This window comes from Cecembia calidifontis (genome assembly GCF_004216715.1).
Classification (GTDB): Bacteria; Bacteroidota; Bacteroidia; order Cytophagales; family Cyclobacteriaceae; genus Cecembia_A; species Cecembia_A calidifontis.
Genome location: NZ_SGXG01000001.1, coordinates 1,659,541 through 1,681,404 on the forward strand (window position 1 = coordinate 1,659,541; position 21,864 = coordinate 1,681,404).

At 42.7% G+C, this 21,864-nt stretch carries 17 protein-coding genes and 1 pseudogene; 12 read left to right on the top strand and 6 right to left on the bottom strand.

Annotation, left to right across the window (positions count from 1 at the left end; genetic code table 11):
• Positions 1-15 precede the first annotated feature (15 nt).
• Positions 16-1,221, bottom strand: a complete 1,206-nt coding sequence (locus BC751_RS07225; protein WP_130274032.1) for an IS256 family transposase — start codon at positions 1,219-1,221, stop codon at positions 16-18.
• A 561-nt stretch (positions 1,222-1,782) separates the two neighbouring features.
• On the opposite strand from BC751_RS07225, the gene BC751_RS07230 reads away from it, so the two are divergent.
• From BC751_RS07230 to BC751_RS07250, 5 genes and pseudogenes are all read left to right on the top strand, one after another.
• Complete coding sequence (locus BC751_RS07230; RefSeq protein WP_130274955.1) at positions 1,783-2,988, top strand: IS4 family transposase; 1,206 nt, start codon at positions 1,783-1,785, stop codon at positions 2,986-2,988.
• 323 nt (positions 2,989-3,311) lie between these two features.
• Positions 3,312-4,235 (top strand): annotated as a pseudogene (locus tag BC751_RS07235) (IS1595 family transposase); the annotation flags it as partial.
• Positions 4,236-4,284: 49 nt separating this feature from the next.
• The gene (rlmN, locus tag BC751_RS07240; RefSeq protein WP_130274956.1) at positions 4,285-5,346 is read left to right on the top strand and encodes a dual-specificity RNA methyltransferase RlmN; all 1,062 of its coding nucleotides are present in this window, start codon (positions 4,285-4,287) and stop codon (positions 5,344-5,346) included.
• A 222-nt stretch (positions 5,347-5,568) separates the two neighbouring features.
• On the top strand, positions 5,569-8,283 hold the full coding sequence (locus BC751_RS07245; protein WP_130274957.1) for a TonB-dependent receptor plug domain-containing protein: 2,715 nt from the start codon (positions 5,569-5,571) through the stop codon (positions 8,281-8,283).
• A gap of 66 nt (positions 8,284-8,349) precedes the next feature.
• Positions 8,350-8,817, top strand: a complete 468-nt coding sequence (locus BC751_RS07250) for a hypothetical protein (RefSeq protein WP_130274958.1) — start codon at positions 8,350-8,352, stop codon at positions 8,815-8,817.
• A gap of 50 nt (positions 8,818-8,867) precedes the next feature.
• On the opposite strand, the gene BC751_RS07255 is transcribed toward BC751_RS07250, so the two are convergent.
• From BC751_RS07255 to BC751_RS07270, 4 genes are read right to left on the bottom strand one after another with little or no spacing between them, the layout of a single operon-like run.
• Positions 8,868-9,803 (bottom strand): rhomboid family protein, encoded by a 936-nt coding sequence (locus BC751_RS07255; RefSeq protein WP_130274959.1) that lies wholly within the window; start codon positions 9,801-9,803, stop codon positions 8,868-8,870.
• Between the two features lie 5 nt (positions 9,804-9,808).
• Positions 9,809-10,600 (bottom strand): rhomboid family intramembrane serine protease, encoded by a 792-nt coding sequence (locus tag BC751_RS07260; RefSeq protein WP_130274960.1) that lies wholly within the window; start codon positions 10,598-10,600, stop codon positions 9,809-9,811.
• A gap of 3 nt (positions 10,601-10,603) precedes the next feature.
• Positions 10,604-12,484 carry a DNA mismatch repair endonuclease MutL gene (mutL, locus tag BC751_RS07265; protein ID WP_130274961.1) on the bottom strand — a complete coding sequence of 627 codons (1,881 nt, stop codon included), beginning with the start codon at positions 12,482-12,484 and terminating at the stop codon, positions 10,604-10,606.
• Positions 12,481-12,891, bottom strand: a complete 411-nt coding sequence (locus tag BC751_RS07270) for a hypothetical protein (protein ID WP_130274962.1) — start codon at positions 12,889-12,891, stop codon at positions 12,481-12,483. The genes mutL and BC751_RS07270 overlap by 4 nt, the downstream gene beginning before the upstream one ends.
• Before the next feature lie 162 nt (positions 12,892-13,053).
• Here BC751_RS07270 and BC751_RS07275 point away from each other — a divergent pair, with 162 nt between their 5' ends.
• From BC751_RS07275 to BC751_RS07285, 3 genes are all read left to right on the top strand, one after another.
• Positions 13,054-16,032, top strand: a complete 2,979-nt coding sequence (locus BC751_RS07275; RefSeq protein ID WP_130274963.1) for a serine hydrolase domain-containing protein — start codon at positions 13,054-13,056, stop codon at positions 16,030-16,032.
• Positions 16,033-16,127: 95 nt separating this feature from the next.
• The gene (bshA, locus tag BC751_RS07280; RefSeq protein ID WP_130274964.1) at positions 16,128-17,273 is read left to right on the top strand and encodes an N-acetyl-alpha-D-glucosaminyl L-malate synthase BshA; all 1,146 of its coding nucleotides are present in this window, start codon (positions 16,128-16,130) and stop codon (positions 17,271-17,273) included.
• Between the two features lie 146 nt (positions 17,274-17,419).
• Positions 17,420-18,064: a sterol desaturase family protein gene (locus BC751_RS07285; protein WP_130274965.1), complete on the top strand. Its 645-nt coding sequence runs from the start codon at positions 17,420-17,422 to the stop codon at positions 18,062-18,064.
• Between the two features lie 65 nt (positions 18,065-18,129).
• Here BC751_RS07285 and BC751_RS07290 read toward each other — a convergent pair whose 3' ends face one another.
• A complete protein-coding gene (locus tag BC751_RS07290) occupies positions 18,130-18,549 on the bottom strand; it encodes a hypothetical protein (protein ID WP_130274966.1) in 420 nt (139 codons plus the stop codon).
• A gap of 99 nt (positions 18,550-18,648) precedes the next feature.
• On the opposite strand from BC751_RS07290, the gene BC751_RS07295 reads away from it, so the two are divergent.
• The 4 genes from BC751_RS07295 to BC751_RS07310 all read left to right on the top strand — a co-directional run bounded on the left by BC751_RS07295 (position 18,649) and on the right by BC751_RS07310 (position 21,857).
• Entirely contained in the window at positions 18,649-19,467 is an 819-nt protein-coding gene (locus BC751_RS07295; protein WP_130274967.1) for an NAD(P)-binding domain-containing protein, read from the top strand.
• Between the two features lie 39 nt (positions 19,468-19,506).
• On the top strand, positions 19,507-20,268 hold the full coding sequence (locus tag BC751_RS07300; RefSeq protein WP_130274968.1) for an SDR family NAD(P)-dependent oxidoreductase: 762 nt from the start codon (positions 19,507-19,509) through the stop codon (positions 20,266-20,268).
• Positions 20,269-20,346: 78 nt separating this feature from the next.
• Positions 20,347-21,042 carry a M15 family metallopeptidase gene (locus BC751_RS07305; RefSeq protein WP_242617401.1) on the top strand — a complete coding sequence of 232 codons (696 nt, stop codon included), beginning with the start codon at positions 20,347-20,349 and terminating at the stop codon, positions 21,040-21,042.
• A 44-nt stretch (positions 21,043-21,086) separates the two neighbouring features.
• Complete coding sequence (locus tag BC751_RS07310) at positions 21,087-21,857, top strand: ThuA domain-containing protein (RefSeq protein ID WP_130274970.1); 771 nt, start codon at positions 21,087-21,089, stop codon at positions 21,855-21,857.
• Positions 21,858-21,864 lie beyond the last annotated feature (7 nt).

Sequence of the window (21,864 nt, forward strand, 5' to 3'; positions counted from 1 at the left end):
ATTATGGTTTTATTGTCAGGTATCAAGAAGCCTGACCCTATCACCAAATATAAGCAGGAAACTGTTAAGAATAGCTCCCCAGTCTCTGATAGGCATAGTCCATTTTTTCGATGCTTCTCTTGCAGCCAGGAAAACAGACTTCATTACGGCATCATCTGTCGGGAAAGAGAGCTTGTTTTTGGTGTATTTTCTGATCTTTCCATTGAGATTTTCAATCAGGTTGGTGGTATAGATGATTTTACGGATTTCAGCCGGGTAATCGAAGAAAACGGTGAGTTCATCCCAGTTGTCCCTCCAGCTTTTGATGGCATAAGCGTATTTGGATTCCCATTTTTTGGCAAAATCGTTCAGGGCAGCCCAAGCAGCATCTTTTGTAGGGGCGGTATAAATTTCCTTCATATCCCTTGTAAACGCCCTGCGGTCTTTCCATGCGACATATCTACATGCGTTTCTGATCTGGTGGACGACACATATCTGAGTGACTGATTGGGGGAATGAAGCTTTTATCGTATCAGTAAACCCGTTCAGGTTGTCAGTTGCCGTTATGAGAATATCTTCAACCCCTCTGGCTTTCAGGTCGGTGAGTACCCCCATCCAGAAAGCCGAAGATTCATTCTTGCCAAGCCAAAGGCCTAGGATCTCTTTAAGGCCGTTAGTTCTGAGGCCAACGGCAATATAAACGGTCTTGTTGACCACTTTGGAGTTCTCCCTGACTTTGAAGGATATACCATCCATCCAAACGATCAGGTATACAGGGTCAAGCGGCCTGTTTCTCCATGCAACAATATCCTCCGCTACGGCACCGGTAACCCTTGAGATGGTGGAGGAGGAAACATTGATGTCATAAAGCTCCCGGATCTGTTCTTCGATGTCCTGGTTTGACATTCCCTTGGCATACATGGAAATGATCACGTTTTCAACGCCCTCCGCCATGCTTCTGCGTTTGGGCACAAGGGCAGGCTCAAAGCTGCCGTCCCTGTCTCTTGGGACTCTGATTTCAGCTTCCCCAAATGTGTTTTTTATTGTTTTGGTGGAATAGCCGTTCCTTGAATTGGGATTATCGGAATTCTGATGCTTTTCATAGCCAAGATGGGCATCCAGCTCGCCTTCAAGCATTTTCTCAACGGCTCTTTTCTGAAGCTGTTGAAGGAAGGAATTAAGCTCCCCGGCAGTCCTGAACTGCTTGAGGAAGTCATCATTTAGGAGATCTTCTTTTTTCATTTTTGTAATCTGTGTGTTATAAAGGTAAGAAATTGTCCACACACAGACCGGGGGGCGCCTACCGCGGGTTCCTCAAATTCCCTGTGCGATTTCTTCTAAATCACACAGAGAATTTCGAGGTTTAACTTTAACTTCGTAAGTAGTGAAACCAACTTACACAGTTTGTGTCATAGTCCCAATTAATATTGCGGTAGTGGCCTTCCACAAGTCATATTACATCCTGAGCAGGATCCATCTCCGTTGTCTCTGGAATATGTCATCCCATTCTCAATAATTATGTTGCCTCGGGAATCTCTACAAATTGCATTTGCAGGCATTATACTTCCAAGGCTAAGAGCGATTACCCCTATGCTTAAAATAAATTTTTTCATTTTCTAAAATTTTTAGTATAAAACAAAAATCCTGGCCAAGATTACTAACCAACCAGTTAGGTAATTCTAACATATTATTATTATTATTATCCACTAGTGTCCGAGAAACGATTTTAAAATAAGGGTAGATTCAATTGCTTGAACCTACCCTGTTTTGTGTACTTTGTGTTTACGACAACATAAATTACACATGGGTAAAAATACACATTTCTTCGGACAGCCGATTTTTTCACAGGTACTTTCTTTTGTTGACAAAACTGTTTTGTCTCAAGTCAGATCCAAACATCAATCAGACAGATACTACAAGAAGTTCGACACCTGGCAGCATTTGGTGACAATGCTTTTCTGTTCTTTGAGTGGTGCAACATCGTTGAGGGAGCTCTCTACGGGGCTTTTAGCCTGGCAAAATAAGCTGGTCCATATTGGAATTAAGACTTCTCCAAAACGATCTACCATATCTGACGGGAACAGTAAAAGACCTAGTGCAGTGTTCAGAGACATCTACATGGGGCTTTTTGAAAAACACCGTCATATTTTACCGGACAGCCGACTTAAAATGGAGGTGATCAAAAAGCTATTTATTGTTGATTCCACTGTCATAAGCCTTTTTAAAGATATTCTCAAAGTTGCAGGGAGGCCTAGAAAAGACGGGAAGAGTAAAGGTGGCATTAAAGCCCATGTGATGATACATGCCGCAGAACTTATGCCTTGTCTGATAAGGTTTACAGAGGGAGTCAGGCACGATCATACTTTCCTCAAACATCTCAATGTGCCCGAGGGCTCTTATATTGTCATGGACAAGGGATATACAGACTATCTGCAGTATGCACAATGGAGTGACAGAGGTATCTATTTTATTACAAGAATGAAAGACAATGCTGTTTATGAAAGTATAGATGACATTGATCTGCCAGATGATAAGGACCAGGAAATTATTAAAGATGAAACAATAACGCTGGAATATACCGCAAACGGAAATAAAGAGACTTTGAAACTTCGTAGAGTGGTACTTTGGGATGATACTAAATCCAAGGTCATGGTGTTTTTGACTAACAGTTTCGACCAAGAAGCCGCTACAATAGCAGGGATCTATAAGTACAGATGGCAAATTGAACTTCTGTTTAAAAAACTGAAGCAAAACTTCCCTCTCAAATATTTTCTAGGGGACAACCAGAATGCGATTGAAATACAAATTTGGTGTTCGCTTATCTCTCTTCTCCTGATGGAGGTTGTCCGAAAGAACATTAAAAGAAAGTGGGCATTCTCAAATATGGTAGCTTTAGTCAGGTTTCATATGGTAAGCTATGTCCATCTAATCAACTTCCTCAACGATCCCGAAAAAGAATTAAAAGAAAGCATCAAAAATCAAGGTCAAACCTCATTATTCCCAACGTAGGGGCTTACTTTTCATTCTGATCAGAAAAAGTACTTATATTTATTCCATTCAAATGTTTTTCACTAAAGGCCAACTTTAGTCGGACACTAGTGATTATTATCAAATCTTTTTCGCAAAAAATTCAGTTTAAATGTAGAAAAATACCCTGTTTAGGGGATGTTTTTTTGAATTTCAAGCATTTTCAAATCCATATTCATCAATTTTTAATTTTTTTATCTGACTCTTCGGAATCATGCACGTAGCAAAATAATCTTTGTCATTTAGTGTCAATGATTTTCTGAGTCTGTTTTATTGATGTTTCTTGGTTAAAAATACATAAAGCCATGAACATCTTTGAATTTATCAATCATTTTCCGGACGAGGAAAGTTGTGAGCGCTTCTTAAAAACCTATCGGGAGAAGACCGGCATCTATTGTAAGACCTGCAAATTTATGACAAGGCACTATTGGTTCAGTGGGAGGAAGTTTTTTGAGTGCAGCAAATGCAGAAGAAGATCTTCACTTAAATCCGGTACAGTCATGGAGTCTAGTAATCTTTCTTTACACACCTGGTTTGCCGCTTTTCTGTTGATGTCAGCTACCAAAAAAGGGTTTTCCTGTCTTGAATTTCAAAGACAATTGGGTTTGAAAAGGTATGAGACTGCGTTTAATCTCATGCACAAGATAAGATCAGTAATGGGGAAAAGAGATGATTTGTATTTTCTCAAAGGTATGGTTGAATATGATGAAGCCTATGTCAGAAAAGCAACCCGACATGAAGTCCAAAAGCGTCTCAAACGCGGCAAGGGAAGCCAAAACCATGCGGTTGTTGCAGTGGCATCAGAATCCATTCCATTGGAGGATGCGGATTCGGGTATAAAAAGCCGACATTGTGGGTTCTTCAAAATGAGAGAACTCCAGGAGGTGACCAAAGAATCTGTATTGCAGTTTGTGGCTGATGCAGTGTCACCAAAATCGGTCCTTTTTACCGATAAAAATACTGCTTATTACAATCTTGAAAGACTTGTAGAAGAACATGTTAAGGTTAAATCATCTCCAGATTCCACAGAAGGAGATTTAAACTGGGTAAATGTGGCAATAAGCAACCTTAAAAAGAACCTATTGGGAATATACCATATGGTCAGTGAGAAGTATTTGCAGAATTACCTGGATGAGTTTGTCTATAAACTAAACAGAAGGTACTTTGGAGAAAAATTGTTCAACAGATTAATTGTAGCTTCTATTTACCCGTACGTGCAACATTACGAATTGTCAGATTTTTTTATTTTCCAAACTTGCAATCCGCTACCTTTGCAACATGGAAAACACCGCTAAAAAAGACATCAGAAAATTCACACTGACCCAATTGGAGGAGTTTTTTGTTGCCCAAGGAGACAAAAAATTCCGAGCCAAGCAGGTTTATGACTGGCTTTGGAACAAGTCACTTAAGAATTTTGATGACATGACCAACATTTCCAAGGAGACCAGGGAGATGTTGAAAGCGAATTTCTCCATTAACCACATCCATGTGGACCTGATGCAGCATTCTACCGACGGTACCATTAAAAATGCCGTCAAACTTTTTGACAACAAGATTGTAGAGTCCGTTCTGATCCCAACCACCAAAAGAATTACTGCCTGTGTTTCTTCTCAGGTTGGCTGTAGCTTGGACTGTAACTTCTGTGCGACGGCAAGGTTGAAAAGAATGCGCAACCTAAACCCTGATGAAATTTATGATCAGGTAGTGGCCATCAAGGAGGAAGCAGAAACCTATTTCAACCGTCCCTTGACCAATATCGTTTTTATGGGCATGGGCGAACCCCTGCTCAATTACAACAATGTCATCGAGGCCATTGACAAAATTACCTCTCCCGAAGGATTGGGAATGGCGCCAAGAAGGATCACGCTTTCCACGGTAGGTATTCCCAAAATGATCCGAAAGATGGCAGATGATGGAGTAAAGTTCAACTTGGCCATTTCCCTGCATTCTGCGGTCAACGAAACCAGGAGCAGATTGATGCCCATTAATGAGGTCAATCCATTGGAAGATCTGGCTGAGTCTTTAAAATATTGGTACCAAAAGACCAAAAGAAAAGTCACCTATGAATATGTGATCTGGGACGGGGTAAATGATGATGAGCGCCACGCGAAAGCTTTGGCAAAATTCTGTAAAATCATTCCTTCAAAAGTGAATATTATACAATATAATCCTATCGATGAGGGAGAATTCCGGCAGGCTTCCCAAGAGGCAGTGGATATGTATGTCAGGATTTTGGAGGAAAATGGCATAGTAGCCAAGGTCAGGAAATCCCGGGGACAGGACATAGATGCAGCCTGTGGTCAGCTTGCCAACAAGAACGAGGTAGCTCAGCTTCAATAGATTAGGTGGTTAGTTTACCTTGCTTTTATTTCATTTGATCCTCATGGTCTCGGTAAAGTTATTTATGTAAGCGGTTTTTGAATATTTTATTTTTTTAGTTTTATTTGCCAATAACAAAACCACCGAATAAAATATTTCGTTGGAATAACTACTCGGGGGTTTTGGTATGTCCAAAAGCTTCAGGCTATTTGAATTGTTTGATTGTCGTAAAATTTGTTTTCTATGAAAAAAATCAAGTACCTCATTCCGTTTTTACTCATTCCGGCACTTTATCTATTTACTGCTTTTCAGAAAAAGCCGGGTATCTCAGAACTTACAGAAAAAATCATCTCCATGATGGAATTTTATGTGGATGAAATTCCCGAGGAAAAAGTTTTTCTCCACTTGGATAAAAACCTCTATGCGGCTGGAGATAACATTTGGTTTTCTGTTTACATGACCGCAGGTAGTCCAGATGTCCCTTCTCCGCTCAGCAAGGTGGTTTATGTGGATTTGCTTGACAATGAGGGACGCCTGATGCAGCAGAAGACTGTGAAGATGGAAGAGGGTCATGGATATGGGGAATTAAAACTGGATCTTTTTACCCAGGAGGGGCTGTATCATATCAAGGCTTATTCTTACTGGTTAAAGGGATTTGGGGAAGATGCGGTATTTCAGACAAGTATTCAGGTCTTGGATCCTTACAACCTGAAATTCCAGCCTTCCGTGACATTTGAAAAGAAAGAAAATGGCAATCAGGTAAATTACCTGGCCAAGATTTCTGCTTTGGATAATTCTTTGAGGCCCTTGGCGGGTGATTCAGTGCATTATGAACTGATGAATAGGGACAAGACGATTCAGAAAGGCATTTTTATTTTGGACCAAAACGGTCAGCATGAGCTTGCTTTTGACCTTCCCACAGCTTCATTGAATCAGGTGACTGCCCTTGAATTGAAGCAGGTAGAAAATGAAGATTATGCCATTTCCCGAAAATTTGTTCTGCCTTTTCCAAGTTCCTCTATTGATGTCCAGTTTTTACCTGAAGGAGGAGACCTGATAGCAGGTTTCAACAATAAGGTGGCAGTCAGGGCGGTATATCCAGATGGTTCTCCGGTAAGGTTACAGGGTAAAGTAGCGTCGGGTTCGCAAGAGGTGGAATTCAGCACCAATGAATCCGGTCTGGCAGCATTTAATATTACTCCCCAATCAGGACAAAATATCACTGCTGAATTGCTTACTGATTCTGGGAAATTAAATAAATCCGTTGGTCAGGTGAAGACCAAAGGGGTAAACCTTGCAGTCGACAACTCCAAGGAAAGCCTGGTGAATATCCTGGTGCAGGCCAACAATTTCACGGAGATTTCCCCTTCAGGCGAAGGCCTCTTGGTCGTGCATGCCCGTGGAAGGATAGGGCACATGCAGATGATCAATCTCCAAAATGGGGTAACCGGTGCCAGGGTCAACAAATCCCAACTTCCAGCAGGGATCAATCAGGTGACCATATTTGAGCCGGGAGGAACACCTTTGGCCGAGCGTTTGATTTTTATCCCTGTGGAAAAGGAAGTTTCCTTAAAGCTGCAGGCAGATCAGGTCAATAGTCAGCCAAGAGGGAAAAACAAATGGAAGCTGTTGTTGGAGGGGGAAGCATTTGAAGGAGGGAATTATTCTGTTTCCATTACAGATGCCAACGAAAGTCCATATATCAACCAATCCCATATCATTTCCTATCTCAAGATGGAATCTGAGTTGAAGGGCCTTATCCATAACCCCAAGCAATTTTTCGGTGAAAGCAGAGATGATGCAGGGATTGACCTGGTGATGCTGACCCATGGCTGGAGGAGGTTCAACTGGGAAAAGGTTTTGTCAGGGAAAATGGAGAATAAAAACTTTATCGAACAGGGTATCAATGTCACCGGTACTGTCAGTCCAAAAAATGGAGGAAGGAGAGGTCTTTCGGGCGGGGTACTCAATGTTTTTTCAAAAGGTAAGGAAGAAGAATTCTTCGCTGTGGAATTCGGTGAAAACGGAAAATTCATTCTCGATGACCTGGATTTTCAGGATACCACCCTGCTTACCATTTCAGCCTCTGATAAAAGGCTGAAGGAATTTGTAAACCTTGAGCTCGACCCACCTTTGTCTAAGTATATTTCATGGGAAGGCTTCAAACCCAAAGTGGGAAATTTTCAGATTTCACCGGTGATGCGAGATTACCTGCTTCAGGCTGAGAAAAGGAGGGCTGCCGAAGCAGCCTTTGGAGAAGTTAGGGAAATCAAGCTGGATGAGTTTGTGCTAAAATCTGAGAAAATTGATCCAAAAGAAGAGCAAATTGTCAGAATGTACGGAAAGGGAGATGCCTCTCTTAGACCGGAGGATATCAGTGGATTTGAGGGTTTTCGGGATATTTTCCAATTACTTCAAGGTAGATTTGCCGGAGTTAGGGTTATACCGGACCCCATGGGAAGGCCTAGTATCACCATAAGGGGGGTAAGTTCTCTTCAGGCCGGTGGTCCCCCTTTGATATTATTGGATAATGTGCCTGTTGATATAAGTTTTGCCTCCTCCATCAGTCCCAGGGACCTGGCTTCGGTTGAAGTGTTTAAGGACGCATCTTCTTTGGCCATTTTCGGGGCATCAGGTGGCAGCGGTGTGATTGCCCTGTACACCAAGAGAGGAGCAGGGATTGGAAATGTAGGTGAAGGGGTCTTCAATTTGAGGTTTCCTGGTTATTCCTTAGCAAGGGAGTTTTATATGCCTCAATATGATAAGGAGAGCTCCCCTGCGCCGGACTTCCGGTCAACCTTGTACTGGAATCCCAAATTGGCCCTGAATGGGAACAGTGCTGATATTGAGTTTTTCAACAATGATGTGGTACAAAAACTCAAAGTGGTAGTACAGGGTATGGACAAATTCGGTAGGTTGTCTTACCTTGAAAAGGAGATCAATTTAGCCAACAATTGAAAAGGTTTTTTTGAATCCAAGAAGTCCCATTCTTGGGGCTTCTTGGATTTTCCTTATATTTAAGGTATGAAAAAGCTGGCTTTTATTATTGTTCTACTGACGTATTGTTCTTTGGCCACAGCCCAGGAGCAAGGGGATTTTAGGGTTCAGATTGCAGGGGATTATAAACTTCAGATCAATGATTTTGGGGGAAATGCGGGTTTTGAGTACTTATTTGCCGATAGGTTTTCTTTTGCCCCCAGTTTTACGTATTGGTTTCCGGATATCGGAAGAAGCTATAGCCTCAATGCGGATCTCAGGTACTATCTCACAGAAGGGATATCCCAGGTTTACCTGGTAGGAGGCTACAATAACCTTTGGCTCAATTTACAACCTGGGGAACCTGGTCAAGTGCTTTCCAGGGCAGGGGGTAATTTTGGGGTCGGTGCCTTTTTGGATCTATTGGATCAATTTGGGGTGGTGACTGAATTTAAGATGCAAAGCCAAAATACCCGTCAACCGGTGCTTAGAGTGGGGGTAGTGTTTAAATTGTAAGCCATTTCAAAAAACCAAAAATATTTTTTGAAATGGGACTTCAAAAGAGCTTACTTCTTGCTGAATTCGAAGAGTTTCCTTTTTTCCTCTTTGCTTAATCCATCATAGCCTTTTTCAGCAATCTTATCCAAGATTTGATCGATTTCTTCTTGGGTTGGTGTGTTTGCGCTTGAAAAAGAAGAGGATTTCATATTGGATGCTCCTGATGAGGTATAACTTTCTGTCGTAGAGTAAGATTTTTTCCTGTAAGAGACTTTAACTTTTGGCTTTTTATCCAATAATCTTTCAAAAAACTGCCCAACTGCTTGTACGGGCCTTCCCCAGTCGTTTCCTTTTCTGAGCTGACTGATATAGAAAAACCCCAAAGCCGCCCCGCCCAAGTGCGCCAATTCCCCACCGGCATTGCTGCCTGCAGAATTAACAAATGCAATGATCACATAAAAAATGGCGATGTATTTGATTTTTACCGGGCCCAAAAGAATCAAATGAAAGGTTGTATTGGGGGCCAGCGTAGCCGCTCCCACCACGACTGCATAAACCCCTGCACTTGCCCCAAGCATTTTGGCCATAGGCAGTACGTCTGAGAAATAAGGGGAAATATTATACATCAGGACATACAACATGGCCCCGGCTATGCCTCCTAAGATATAGAGATTGGCCAATTTACGGCTCCCCAAGTATTCATGTACCAATAGGCCAAACCAATACAGGAACAGCAAATTGAAAAGGATATGAAAGAGACCTTCATGAAAAAACATGTAGGTGAACAGCGACCAAGGCTGCATAATAAATACGGAAAGATCTGCCGGCATCATCAGGTAGGCCCTGAAGCCTTCATAGATCTTTCCCGCTCCAGACAAAGTAAATACCACACGGAAGATGACCATCGCAAAAAACACAATGATGTTGATGGCCAATATCTTGTAAAGGCTATTGTTGTTTTGCCTGAATGCATTTCTCAAATTGTCCCAGAATCCTCCGTACATAGCTTTCAATAGAAGTTGCGCCTATCTTTTTTCCAATACCATACCAATGCTGCCCCGATCACCAGACCACTGAGATGGGCAAAATGGGCCACATTGTCAAGTGGATTATTGTAAATTACGTTATAAACTGTGTAAAGGCCATAAAATAAGACTAAATATTTGGCTTTTACCGGCATAGGTGGAAACAACAAAAATAACTGAGTGTTTGGAAAAAGCATGGCGAAAGCAATCAAAACACCAAATAGGGCGCCAGATGCACCCACCATGGGGACATTCGCCTGCATTTCCCTGACAGACATCAGGTTGTCCTTTGCCCTTTGGATCAGGTTGGCATTGTCAGGATTTCGGTCGTAGGCATCGATGAAATCATAAACCCCTTGCTTGAAAAAACCAGGATTATCTTTTACAAATTCCCTAAAACTATCCGGGTTGGGATTGCTGTAAAATTCAGAAATGCTGTTGTCCATTTGGTTCATTCTGTATGCAGTATATCCGGAATAGAGCAAGCCCGAACCAACCCCGCAGACCATCCAAAGGGTGAGGATTTTCTTCGGGCCCAGAAACTGCTCCAGAAGGGGGCCGAAAATGAAAAGGCCAAACATATTGCTGAAAAGGTGCCATCCATCTGCGTGCATGAACATATAAGTCAGGAACTGGGTCGGCATAAACCTGTTGCTATGGACATAATACAGTGCGAAAAATGCTTTCAGCTGTGGCATGAAAAAGGAAGTAACCACATAAACACCGATGGTGATCAGCAATAAATTTTTTACAACAGGAGTTAAGTTTCTGAACATAAATTATCTGTTAAAAAAGGTTTGTATCTTTTGTAAATCGAGTTTGACAAAGGTTTTGTTTCCTGAAAGCCCATAATTTGGGTTTTGGCAGGAAAATAATTGGGCAACGATCGTTTCCATTTCAGCTGTGCTAAGCTTGGTCCCCCTCTTGATCGCAGATTTTTTAGCCAAGGACCTTGCCAGATTTTCCCTCTTGTCTAGGGAAAGCTCAGACTTGAAATGTTTGTATTGTTCCAATAGCCCCTCAAAGAGTGCTTTTTCATTGGTGACCTGTACATCGGCCGGAACTCCCTGGATGAGCAAGGTATCTTTTCCAAATTCCACCAATACAAATCCCAGACTATGGAGTTCGTCTTTGATGTCCATGACCAAGGCAAAATCTGCAGGTGCCAATTGAACATGTGGAGGGAAAAGACATTGCTGAGAGGCCCCCGAGGCTTGGGAAAGCTGCTTGGAATACCGCTCATATAAGATCCGCTCATGGGCCACCTGTTGATCAATGATCAGCAGGCCAGTTGACATTTGGGCAATGATGTAGTTCAGTTCGACCTGAAAAGTGGTTCCGGTACTTTCTTCCGGCTTACTAAATTCGAGTGTAGGCCTGGAGAGTTCCTCACTGGCTTTAGAGGTAAATGTCAGAAAGTCTTTGTCTTCCTTTCTCGCTGTTTCCTGACTTATTTCTGATAGTCCTGAACCTCCTTCAAAAAGTCTTTCCCAACCCGAAACGGATTGTTTTTTGAAAGTAGGGTTTTGGAATGACTTGTAGGATTTCTCTTTGGCTATGTCGTCAGGGACTAAGGTATTTTCCAGCTTGACCTCCTGTCTTTTTCCGCTATCATATTTCCAGTTTTCTGTAAAGTTGACATCCAGGGAAAAATCCAAGGCCGGGACCACATTATGGGCGCCAAGGGCCTGCTTTACAGCCGATCGGATGACGGCATATACCGTCCTTTCATCATCAAATTTGATTTCAGTTTTGGTGGGGTGGACATTGATATCTATGTGGCTTGGGTCTATCTCCAGGAAAAGCACATAAAAAGGATGCATGTCCGAAGGCATCAAACCTTCATAAGCATTGGCCACTGCATGGTGGAGGTAATTGCTTTTGATAAAGCGGTTATTGACAAAAAAGAACTGTTCTCCTCTGGTTTTTTTGGAATTTTCAGGTTTCCCGACATAGCCCCGCACATTCAGGTGTGGTGTTTCTTCTTTGCAGGCCACCAATTGGCCTTGATAATTTTTTCCGAAAAGCCCCACTATCCTTTGACTCAATTTTCCGGGTTGGAGGTTAAAAAGCTCCATGTCATTTTGGATAAAGCTAAATCCGATTTCAGGATAGGCAAGGGCCACTCTTTGGAATTCATCTACCAGATGGCGCATTTCCACAGGATTGGATTTGAGGAAGTTTCTTCTGGCCGGAACATTGAAAAACAGGTTTTTTACCGCAATGCTTGTTCCTTCCTGACAGGATACAGGTTCCTGTTTTTTGACTTCAGAACCCTCAATCTGAATCAGGGTGCCCAGTTCTGCCCCTTTTTCTCTGGTCTTCATTTCCACCTGGGCTACAGCGGCTATGGAAGCCAAAGCCTCACCCCTAAACCCAAAAGTACGGATCGCAAAAAGGTCGGCAGAAGTCCTGATTTTGGATGTGGCATGTCTTTCAAAGCTCATTCTGGCATCGGTCATGCTCATGCCTTTGCCATTATCGATAACTTGGATCAACATTTTTCCCGCTTCTTTTACCAATACCTGAACCTGACTGGCTCCGGCATCGATGGCATTTTCCATTAATTCCTTCAGGGCCGAAGCGGGGCGTTGTACTACTTCCCCTGCCGCAATCTGATTGGCGATGGCATCAGGAAGAAGTTGGATGATATCACTCATTTGCGTCGTTGTCTTCTTAATCTAAAAAATACGACCAGTAGGGAAATGCCAGCTACTATGTAAAGGATGGTGTAAATGGCTTCCGGGCCATAGTAAATGTACCCGAACAAACTGCCGATCAAGAGCACAAAAATGACCAATCTGAGCATTCCGGCACTTTGAAGAGGCGATGTATGTCTTCCCTTGATGCTACCTCCTGATGTAAATGCTCCTCTGATAGAAGATCCATGATAACCAGAAGCCTCAAGGGGTTCATTCCCGTCATAGGGGATTTTCCCTTCTGCCTGAAGCTCTCTTTTGATGCGAGCAGTCCTTTGTTCGATTTCTTCCTTTACCGGGTCATAATACCTCGGCTTGATATCAAACCTCATGGGCTGTGTTGTTCGGAAAATCTGAGGAAATTTCATGGTTATGCTCAATTCAAATGGTACTCCTGACGTTAAGTACAAAACTTGCCCGTTGATCAAAATTGATCTTTTGGGAAATGAAATTCGTGTATGTTTGTACAAAACGATGTATATTCATACAAAGTTATTTTAAAAATCAAGCAATAAAAATTTAACTGGGATATGCGGATCAAACTTTGGGCGATTTTGTTGGCAGCTGTGGTCATTTTTCAGGCTGATGCTGTATTGGGTTGGGAAAAGGCCAATGAAGACAGGAAGCGTGAAGACCGGGATCCTTTATCTGTCAAAGACCAACGCGGACAGCAGGACTGGGTGGACAGTATTTTTAGCGCCAGTAGCTTTGAAGAGAGGCTGGGGCAGCTATTTATGGTGGCGGCTTATTCCAACAAAGATGTCAGGCACAGGGATGAAATTGCCCGTTTGATACAGGAACAACACCTGGGCGGATTGATTTTTTTTCAGGGAGGTCCGGTCAGGCAGGCAAATTTGACCAATTATTACCAGTCGATTTCCAAAATACCCCTTTTCATTGCCATGGACGCAGAGTGGGGAGTGAATATGCGCTTGGATTCTGTGATTACCTTTCCAAGGGCGATGACTTTGGGGGCGCTTCATAGAGAAGACCTGATATATGATATGGGCAAAGAAATAGCTAGGCAGTTTAAAGAGCTGGGCATGCATATCAACTTTGCTCCAGTGGTGGATGTCAATTCCAATCCCAATAATCCGGTAATCGGTTTTAGGGCATTCGGTGAAGAAAAAAGATTGGTGGCAAAGAAATCACTTGCCTACATGAAAGGCCTTCAGGATCATGGTGTCATTGCCAATGCCAAGCATTTTCCTGGACATGGAGATACCGAAACTGACTCGCATTATGCCCTTCCTGTCATCAAGCATTCAGAAAACAGGATCAAGGATATAGACCTGTATCCTTATAGGGAACTGATTGATCAGGACCTGATGAGTGTGATGGTGGCCCACCTGCATATTCCGAGTATGGATTCCGAGCGAAACAAAGCCAGCACGCTTTCCAAATACATCGTTTCCGATCTGCTCAAAACCCAAATGAACTTCAATGGCCTGGTGTTTACCGATGCCTTGAATATGAAAGGGGTCGCCAATTATTACAAACCAGGGGAAGTGGACCTGATGGCCCTGTTAGCGGGAAATGATATACTGTTATATTCCCAGGATGTGCCAAGGGCCAAGGCCATGATCATGCAGGCAATCGAGGAAGGGAAAATCAGCAGACAAGAAGTGGATGAGCGCATCAGGAAAGTACTAAAGGCAAAATATTGGGCAGGCTTGCATAAAAAGAAAAAAATAGAAACCGCCCGCTTGGTGGATAGGCTTAACAGTCCCGAAGCCAGGTTGTTGGTAGAAAACCTTTATGCAGAGGCTATTACGGTCACTTCCAATAAGAACAATGTCCTGCCTCTCAAGCACCTGGATTTAAAAAGCTTTGCCTCCCTGACCATTGGAGGAGAAGGGAAGCTTTTCCAGGAAAAATTGTCCAAGTACGCCAAGTTTGATCATTTTGAAATCCCAAAGAATGCAGATGCAGTCTCCCAGGCCAATTTGGAAAAGAAATTGGCAGGCCACAATACCATAGTGGTTGGAATCATGGGGGTAACCAACAACCCATCCAGGGGATTTGGTATCAATGGCACTGACATTAATTTTATAAGGAAATTGAGCCAGAGTAAAACTGTCATCACTGTACTGTTTGGTAATGCTTACGGGGCCAAGAATATGACAGATTTCCCAAATCATATCATGGCCTTTGAAAACAATGAATTCACCCAAAGCCTGGTGCCTGAAATCATTTTTGGGGCAAGGGATGCTTACGGAATGCTGCCGGTATCAGTCAGTGAGGACCTGAGAATAGGCACAGGAGGCTATTTGGAAGGCCTGGGAAGATTGGCCTATTCGATTCCTGAAAGCCAGGGTTTAGATAGCAGGAAATTGTCTGAAATTGACAAGATCATGGAGATAAGCATTTCCAAAAGGGCTTTTCCGGGGGGGGTGGTTTTGATTGCCAAGGATGGTAAGGTTGTTTTTGAGAAAGCTTATGGGCATCTGGATTACAATAAGACCAAGCCTGTAAGCACCCAAACCGTTTACGACCTGGCATCCATCACCAAAGTAATGGCCACCACACAAGCCGTCATGTTTTTGGTAAGCAGGAAATTGATTGATGTGGATAAACCTATCGGTCACTATCTGCCCGAGTTAAGGAGAACCAACAAAGGAGATCTTATTTTGAAAGATATTCTGGCCCATGAGGCGGGGCTCGTGGCTTTTATTCCACATTATGCCAAAACAGTGGAGGCAGGAAGTTGGAAAAAGGAGTATTATCGTGATAGACCTGAACCTGGATTTACACTGCCTGTTTCCAATGACATGTATGGGCTCAATTCCCTGAAGGATAGCCTTTGGACCTGGACAGTAAAATCAGAACTCCGGAAATTGGAGCCCGGAAGAAGAAAACATGGCTATGTTTATTCTGACCTCACCATGTATCTTTTGCAGGAGCTGGTTGAAAAGGTCACCAATCAGCCATTGGATGAGTTTGTTAGCCAAAACTTTTACGAGCCCTTGGGGCTGCATACCCTGACTTTCAATCCTGCTTTGAAAATGCCATTGGATAGGATCGCACCCACGGAAGACGATATTACTTTCCGCAAAAGGACAGTTCATGGATATGTTCACGACCAAGGGGCGGCAATGTATGGAGGCGTGGCAGGGCATGCCGGGCTGTTTGGCACTGCCAATGATTTGGCGGTGATGATGCAACTGATGCTCAATGGAGGAAAATATGCTGATGTGGAAATTCTTGATCATGATACCATAAAGGATTTTACCAAAAGGCAGTCTCATCAAAGCCGCAGGGGCTGGGGCTGGGATAAGCCAGAACCAGAACGTGGAAAAGGAGGTAGCGCCGGGGCATTGGCGCCTAAAAGCACTTTTGGGCATACCGGGTTTACAGGAACCTGTGTCTGGGCAGATCCTGAAAATAACCTGATTTACGTGTTCTTATCCAATAGGGTCCATCCCGATGCCAATAACAATACCCTCTTGAAAGATGGTGTCAGGACTCAGATTCATGATATCATTTATCAGGCAATGAGGAAAGGCTGAGGAAGTATAGATGAAATTGGCAGAAAATTTGAACAATTTTCTGCCAATTTCATGTTAATACAAAATTACAAAAGGCAAAACCAGAAAGGTAAAATATGAAAATAGGCATAGTCTGCTATCCAACCTTCGGAGGAAGTGGTGTAGTAGCGACAGAGCTGGGTAAAGCACTGGCAAAAAAAGGGCATCAGGTTCATTTTATTACATACAGGCAACCTACCCGTTTGGATTTTTTCAGTGAAAACCTCTACTATCATGAAGTGGATATCAAGAGCTATCCCCTTTTTGAATTTGCACCCTATGAGTTGGCTTTGGCCAGTAAGATGGTGAATGTGGTGAAATATGAAGGGCTTGATCTCTTACATGTACATTATGCCATCCCTCATGCTTCTGCGGCTTACATGGCCAAGCAGATTTTGAAAGAAGATGGGATCTATATTCCGGTAGTGACAACCTTGCACGGTACGGATATAACCCTGGTAGGGAAAGACCCAAGCTATGAACCTGTTGTGACTTTCAGTATCAATCAGTCTGATGGGGTAACGGCTGTATCGGAAGATCTCAAGAAAGATACCTTTGAGCATTTCGACATCAAAAACCATATTGAAGTCATTCCTAATTTCATTGATCTGGAGAGGTTCAAAAAACAGAAAAAAGAACACTTCAAATTGGCCATTTGTCCTCACGGAGAAAAATTATTGGTACACACTTCCAACTTTAGGAAAGTCAAGCGCGTTGAAGACGTTATCAAAGTATTTTATGAATTGAGAAAACAAATTCCTGCTAAATTGCTTTTAGTAGGTGACGGTCCGGAGAGAGACAAGATGGAGCGCTTGTGCAGGGATCTTGGTACCTGTGATGATATCCGGTTTTTGGGTAAGCTTGAGGCGGTGGAAGAAGTCTTGTCCGTGGCGGATTTGTTTATGATGCCTTCAGAGAAGGAAAGTTTTGGTCTCGCAGCCCTGGAAGCCATGGCCTGTGAAGTTCCGGTACTTTCTTCCAATGCAGGAGGGATTCCTGAATTGAATCTGGACGGGGTCACTGGATACGTTTGCAATATCGGAGATGTTACCACCATGACCCAAAAAGCACTTGAAATACTGGATGAGCATAACCTTCCCAGGTTCAAGGCCAATGCATTGGCCAGGGCCAAGGAATTTGATGTTACCAATATTTTGCCCAAATACGAAGAGTTTTACAGGGATACTGTACAAAAAGCCCAGCAAAAATTAATGGGTGTATGACAAAAATCATATAGGAATTTCAAGGGAAAATATTGCATTTCAATGTCTTGACTTTAATTTTGCACCAAGTTCAAAGGATTTTTCCTTGAAAGCCATTGCTATATTTTGAAAACCAACTTCATTATTTAAACAAGTAAAGGATAATTATGACAACGACCACTTTGAAAAAAATTGGTAGATTGGATAGGCCGGATAATAATGGTTCTGCGAAAATGTTTGAAAATCCAGTTTTGGAAAGATTGTCCAGGACCCATATCAGCGTGCCTATAATTTTGTTTTTTACCATTTCAGGGATTTCCTTATACTATGCCATCACTGCTACCTCTATTGGATTGCTTGTAGGTATTCCGGTGATGTTGATAGGGATACTGGCATTTACTTTTGTGGAATATATGATGCATAAGCATTTTTTCCACATGGAGCCTGATACGCCTCTAAAAGACAAATTACAATATACAGTACATGGTGTTCACCATGATTATCCAAAAGACAAAGACAGGCTGGCCATGCCCCCATTTGTCAGTGCTGCTTATGCCTTGATATTCTATGGTGTATTTACGCTGGTGATGGGTGATTATGCCCTTTATTTCCTGCCGGGCTTTCTTATTGGATATGCTGCTTACTTGGGAGTACATTATGCAGTGCATGCTTATCAACCCCCTAAAAATTTCTTAAAAATTTTGTGGGTTAACCATGCGGTACACCATTACAAAGACCCTGATGCGGCATTTGGTGTTAGCTCACCTTTGTGGGATTACTTACTGGGAACCATGCCCAATAAAGAAAAGTAATACTTACAATTGGATTATAAATCCTTCCTTGGCAGGCTAAAACCCTAATTCAAGGAAGGACTTTTTTATTGCCTTTTGCGCTGAATTCTTTCCATAAACCCTTCTTTGAAAGAATAATAGCCTGCACTGTCATTCATACTTTCAAAAAAGCCAGGGGAGATGTCCAATCGCCTGTAAAGATGGGTTTCCAAGGTATCCCGAATGATAAAAATAGAGTCATTCAGGGTCTCCAAATTCCAGACTCTTTCAAAAAATAAAGGGGTAGTGGTAATAAGGCGCTGGCCATCTCTCTCATAGGTGTACTCGACAAGCCCCATATTTTCATGGTTGAGTATGATAAGGGTATCAGAAATATACAGCTCGTAATACAAAGAGTCAGGGTCAAACCCGTACCAGTTTCCGATAAGCCCGTTGCTGCTTTCTTCTTTTTTACATGAAACGAGCAGGAAAAAAATGAACAATATTCCGAAAATTTTTGTCCTCATAACAAAGCTTCAACCAATTGATGATAAAAACCAAATCTGTTCCAAAATTAGGAGCTTTCAACTATCAATTTACTCAAATTTCCAATAATTTCTTCAAATATGCCAAGAGTTAGCATTATCGGCTTGGGTTGGCTGGGTAAACCCTTAGCTGAATTTCTATTGAAAAAGGGTTTTGAAGTCAAAGGAAGTACCACTTCTGCTGAAAAAGCCGAGAGATTGAAAAAGGAAGGTATCCCGGCATTTCAGTTTCGATTGCAGCCATATCCTCAGGGCTTGGCTTATCATTCCTTGTTTGAATCGGATATTATTTTTATCAATATTCCTCCCAGATCGAGGAGCATGCCTGAAACATATCATCCCGAACAGATAAAATTCTTAAAGGAAATGATAGCACAGGCAGGGGTGAAAAAAGTCATTTATGTGTCCTCCACGTCTGTTTATCCCGATCTTTGCCAGATAGCCAAAGAGGAAGATTTCTTGGATGAGGAGAATACAGGTAATAAGGCTTTATTGACTGCGGAAAAGCTTCTGGCAAAGGACAAGGTCTTCGACTTGACCATCATCAGGTATGGGGGGTTATTGGGAGTGGACAGGATTCCGGGCCGGTATTTTTCAGGCAAGGAAAATGTGGATGGCAATGCCCCTGTGAATTATATCCATCAGGAAGATGCAGTAAGTCTTGCCTCTTGGATCATTGAAAAGGATTTATGGAATGAAACTTTCAATGGTGTCGCCCCTTTCCATCCAAGCAGAAGAGAAGTATTCGAAAAAAATGCAGTGGACATGGGTTTTCCCCCACCCAAAAGCTATTCTTCCGAGGATGGTCTGTGGAAAGAAATCGCCGCTGATAAAATCCTTGCTACCGGATTTAGGTTCAAATTTTCCGATCCCCTTGATTTTTCCTATCGCCTTCAATAAATATTTTATTTAGCGGGACTTAATAATTAAATTCAGCACATGGAAAAGAAAATTGCGCTTGTGACAGGTGCCACTTCAGGTATAGGTTGGGCGACATCAGTGGCTCTTGCCCAATTGGGTTATCATATCATTGCTACCGGAAGAAGACAGAAAAGGCTTCAGGACCTGCAGAAGGAAATTTCAAAAGAGGGGGTGGATGTTCTGACTTTGAATTTTGATGTTAGGGATCAAGTAGCAGTAAAAGATGCCTTCAGCACATTACCGGACAGCTGGAGAAAGATTGATGTATTGATCAACAATGCAGGGAATGCCCATGGCCTGGACCCTATCCAAACAGGTAGTTTGGAGGATTGGGACGCCATGATTGATATCAATGTCAAAGGCCTGTTATACGTTTCGAATGAAGTCATTCCAGGTATGGTTGCAAGAAATTCGGGTACCATTGTCAATATCGGATCTATTGCGGGCAAAGAAGTTTATCCAATGGGGAATGTCTATTGTGCTTCCAAGCATGCCGTAGATGCCTTGACCAAAGGTATGCGGATGGACCTTAACCCTTATGGAATCAGGGTCATTGGCGTACATCCCGGTCTAGTGGAAACAGAATTCTCATTGGTCCGATTTAAAGGGGATGAGGAACGATCCAAATCTGTTTACAAGGGATTTCAGCCCCTAACCGCAGAGGATATTGCAGAAACAATTGCCTTTGCGGTGAGCAGACCTGCCCATGTAGTATTAGCGGATATTGTGATGTTGCCTACTGCCCAAGCTTCGGCCACCTTAGTGAAAAAAAACCTCTAAACCATGGTCCACAAATCTAAACCTCTCTTATTACTTCTAACAGCCATTTGCTTTGCTTGCCAATCTAAAGAGACCAAGGTGAAGGAAATACCAGAAGCTATTTGGGATGCCACAGAAGAATGGGTGATAGATGATGAGGAATTTGAGATCGTAGAGGAAATCAGTGAACTGGAGCAAAGCCTTATTGATGCAGGTCTGGTCGATATTGAAGACCTGATCCCGGGGATTTTTGTGGATCTGAAATATTCAACTACTGATAATTTTTTTGGAAAAGATGTTTACGGAGACCTAACAAGGTGTTACCTACAGCCCGAAGTGGTGCAGATGCTCAAAAAGGCCCATGAAAAACTTCGACAGGAACACCCAGAACTCACCTTTCTGGTCTTTGATGGGGTACGGCCCCTGAGCGTCCAACAGATCCTTTGGGATAACCTGGACAAACCTGACAGCATCAAACCCCTATATGTAGCAGATCCCAAGATTGGGGGGCTCCATAATTATGGTGTAGCGGTTGACCTGACTTTGGCCTATGCAGAGACCGGTGAAGCCTTGGATATGGGAACTCCCTATGACTATTTCGGCTATCCTGCTTATCCGGACAGAGAACCGCAAATGCTCAGGGAAGGAAAGATCAGCAAACAGCATATTGCCAACCGTGAAATCCTCCGAAAAGTCATGAAGCACGGCGGGTTTTCAGGAATTGGTTCCGAATGGTGGCATTTCAATGCCTTTTCCAGGAAGGAAGCAGCCGAGAAGTTCGGGCTGGTGGAATAAACAAGCGTCACCTTATCAACAAATAACAACCTAAACAAAAGCATATGAAATCAATGACAAGTTTGCCCCTCATCATTCTGTTTTTAGCAGTTACCATGGGGGTTTCAAATTTCGCTGAGGCCCAAAATTACCAGTTCAGGGCATTGGTCTTCAGCAAAACCAAGGGTTTTCGCCATCAGTCCATTCCTGATGGGGTGGTTGCTATCAAAAAACTTGGTAGAGACCATCAGTTTGAAGTATTTTCAACAGAAGACGCAGACATTTTCACAGATGAGCGATTGAAGCGTTTTGATGTCATCATTATGATGAGCACCACAGGAACCATTTTCAATGAAGAGCAAAAAGCGGCTTTTCAGAGATTTGTCCAAAGTGGCAAAGGGGTAGTGGGCATACACAGTGCGACAGATACAGAATACGAATGGCCTTGGTACACCAAACTGATCGGTGCACAGTTCAAAAACCATCCTTATATACAGTCCGTAAGGCTCAATGTCGTGGATAAAAACCATCCAGCTACCTATCACTTACCAGAGAAATGGCTATGGACAGATGAGCTCTATGCTTTCAAGAACTTTAACCCGGATGTCCGTGTTCTTATTACCGCGGATGAAACCTCTTATGATACCAATTTTTCCTGGCAACCAACAGAAGGAATGGGTGAATTTCATCCCATGGCCTGGACACACGAGTACGATGGGGGAAGGATTTTCTACACCGCTTTGGGCCATACAGATTGGGCATTTGTGAGCGAAAATTTCCTTCAGCATATTTATGGAGGGATATGGTATGCGGCTAAAGGTTTCCCGATAGAATGATTGGAGA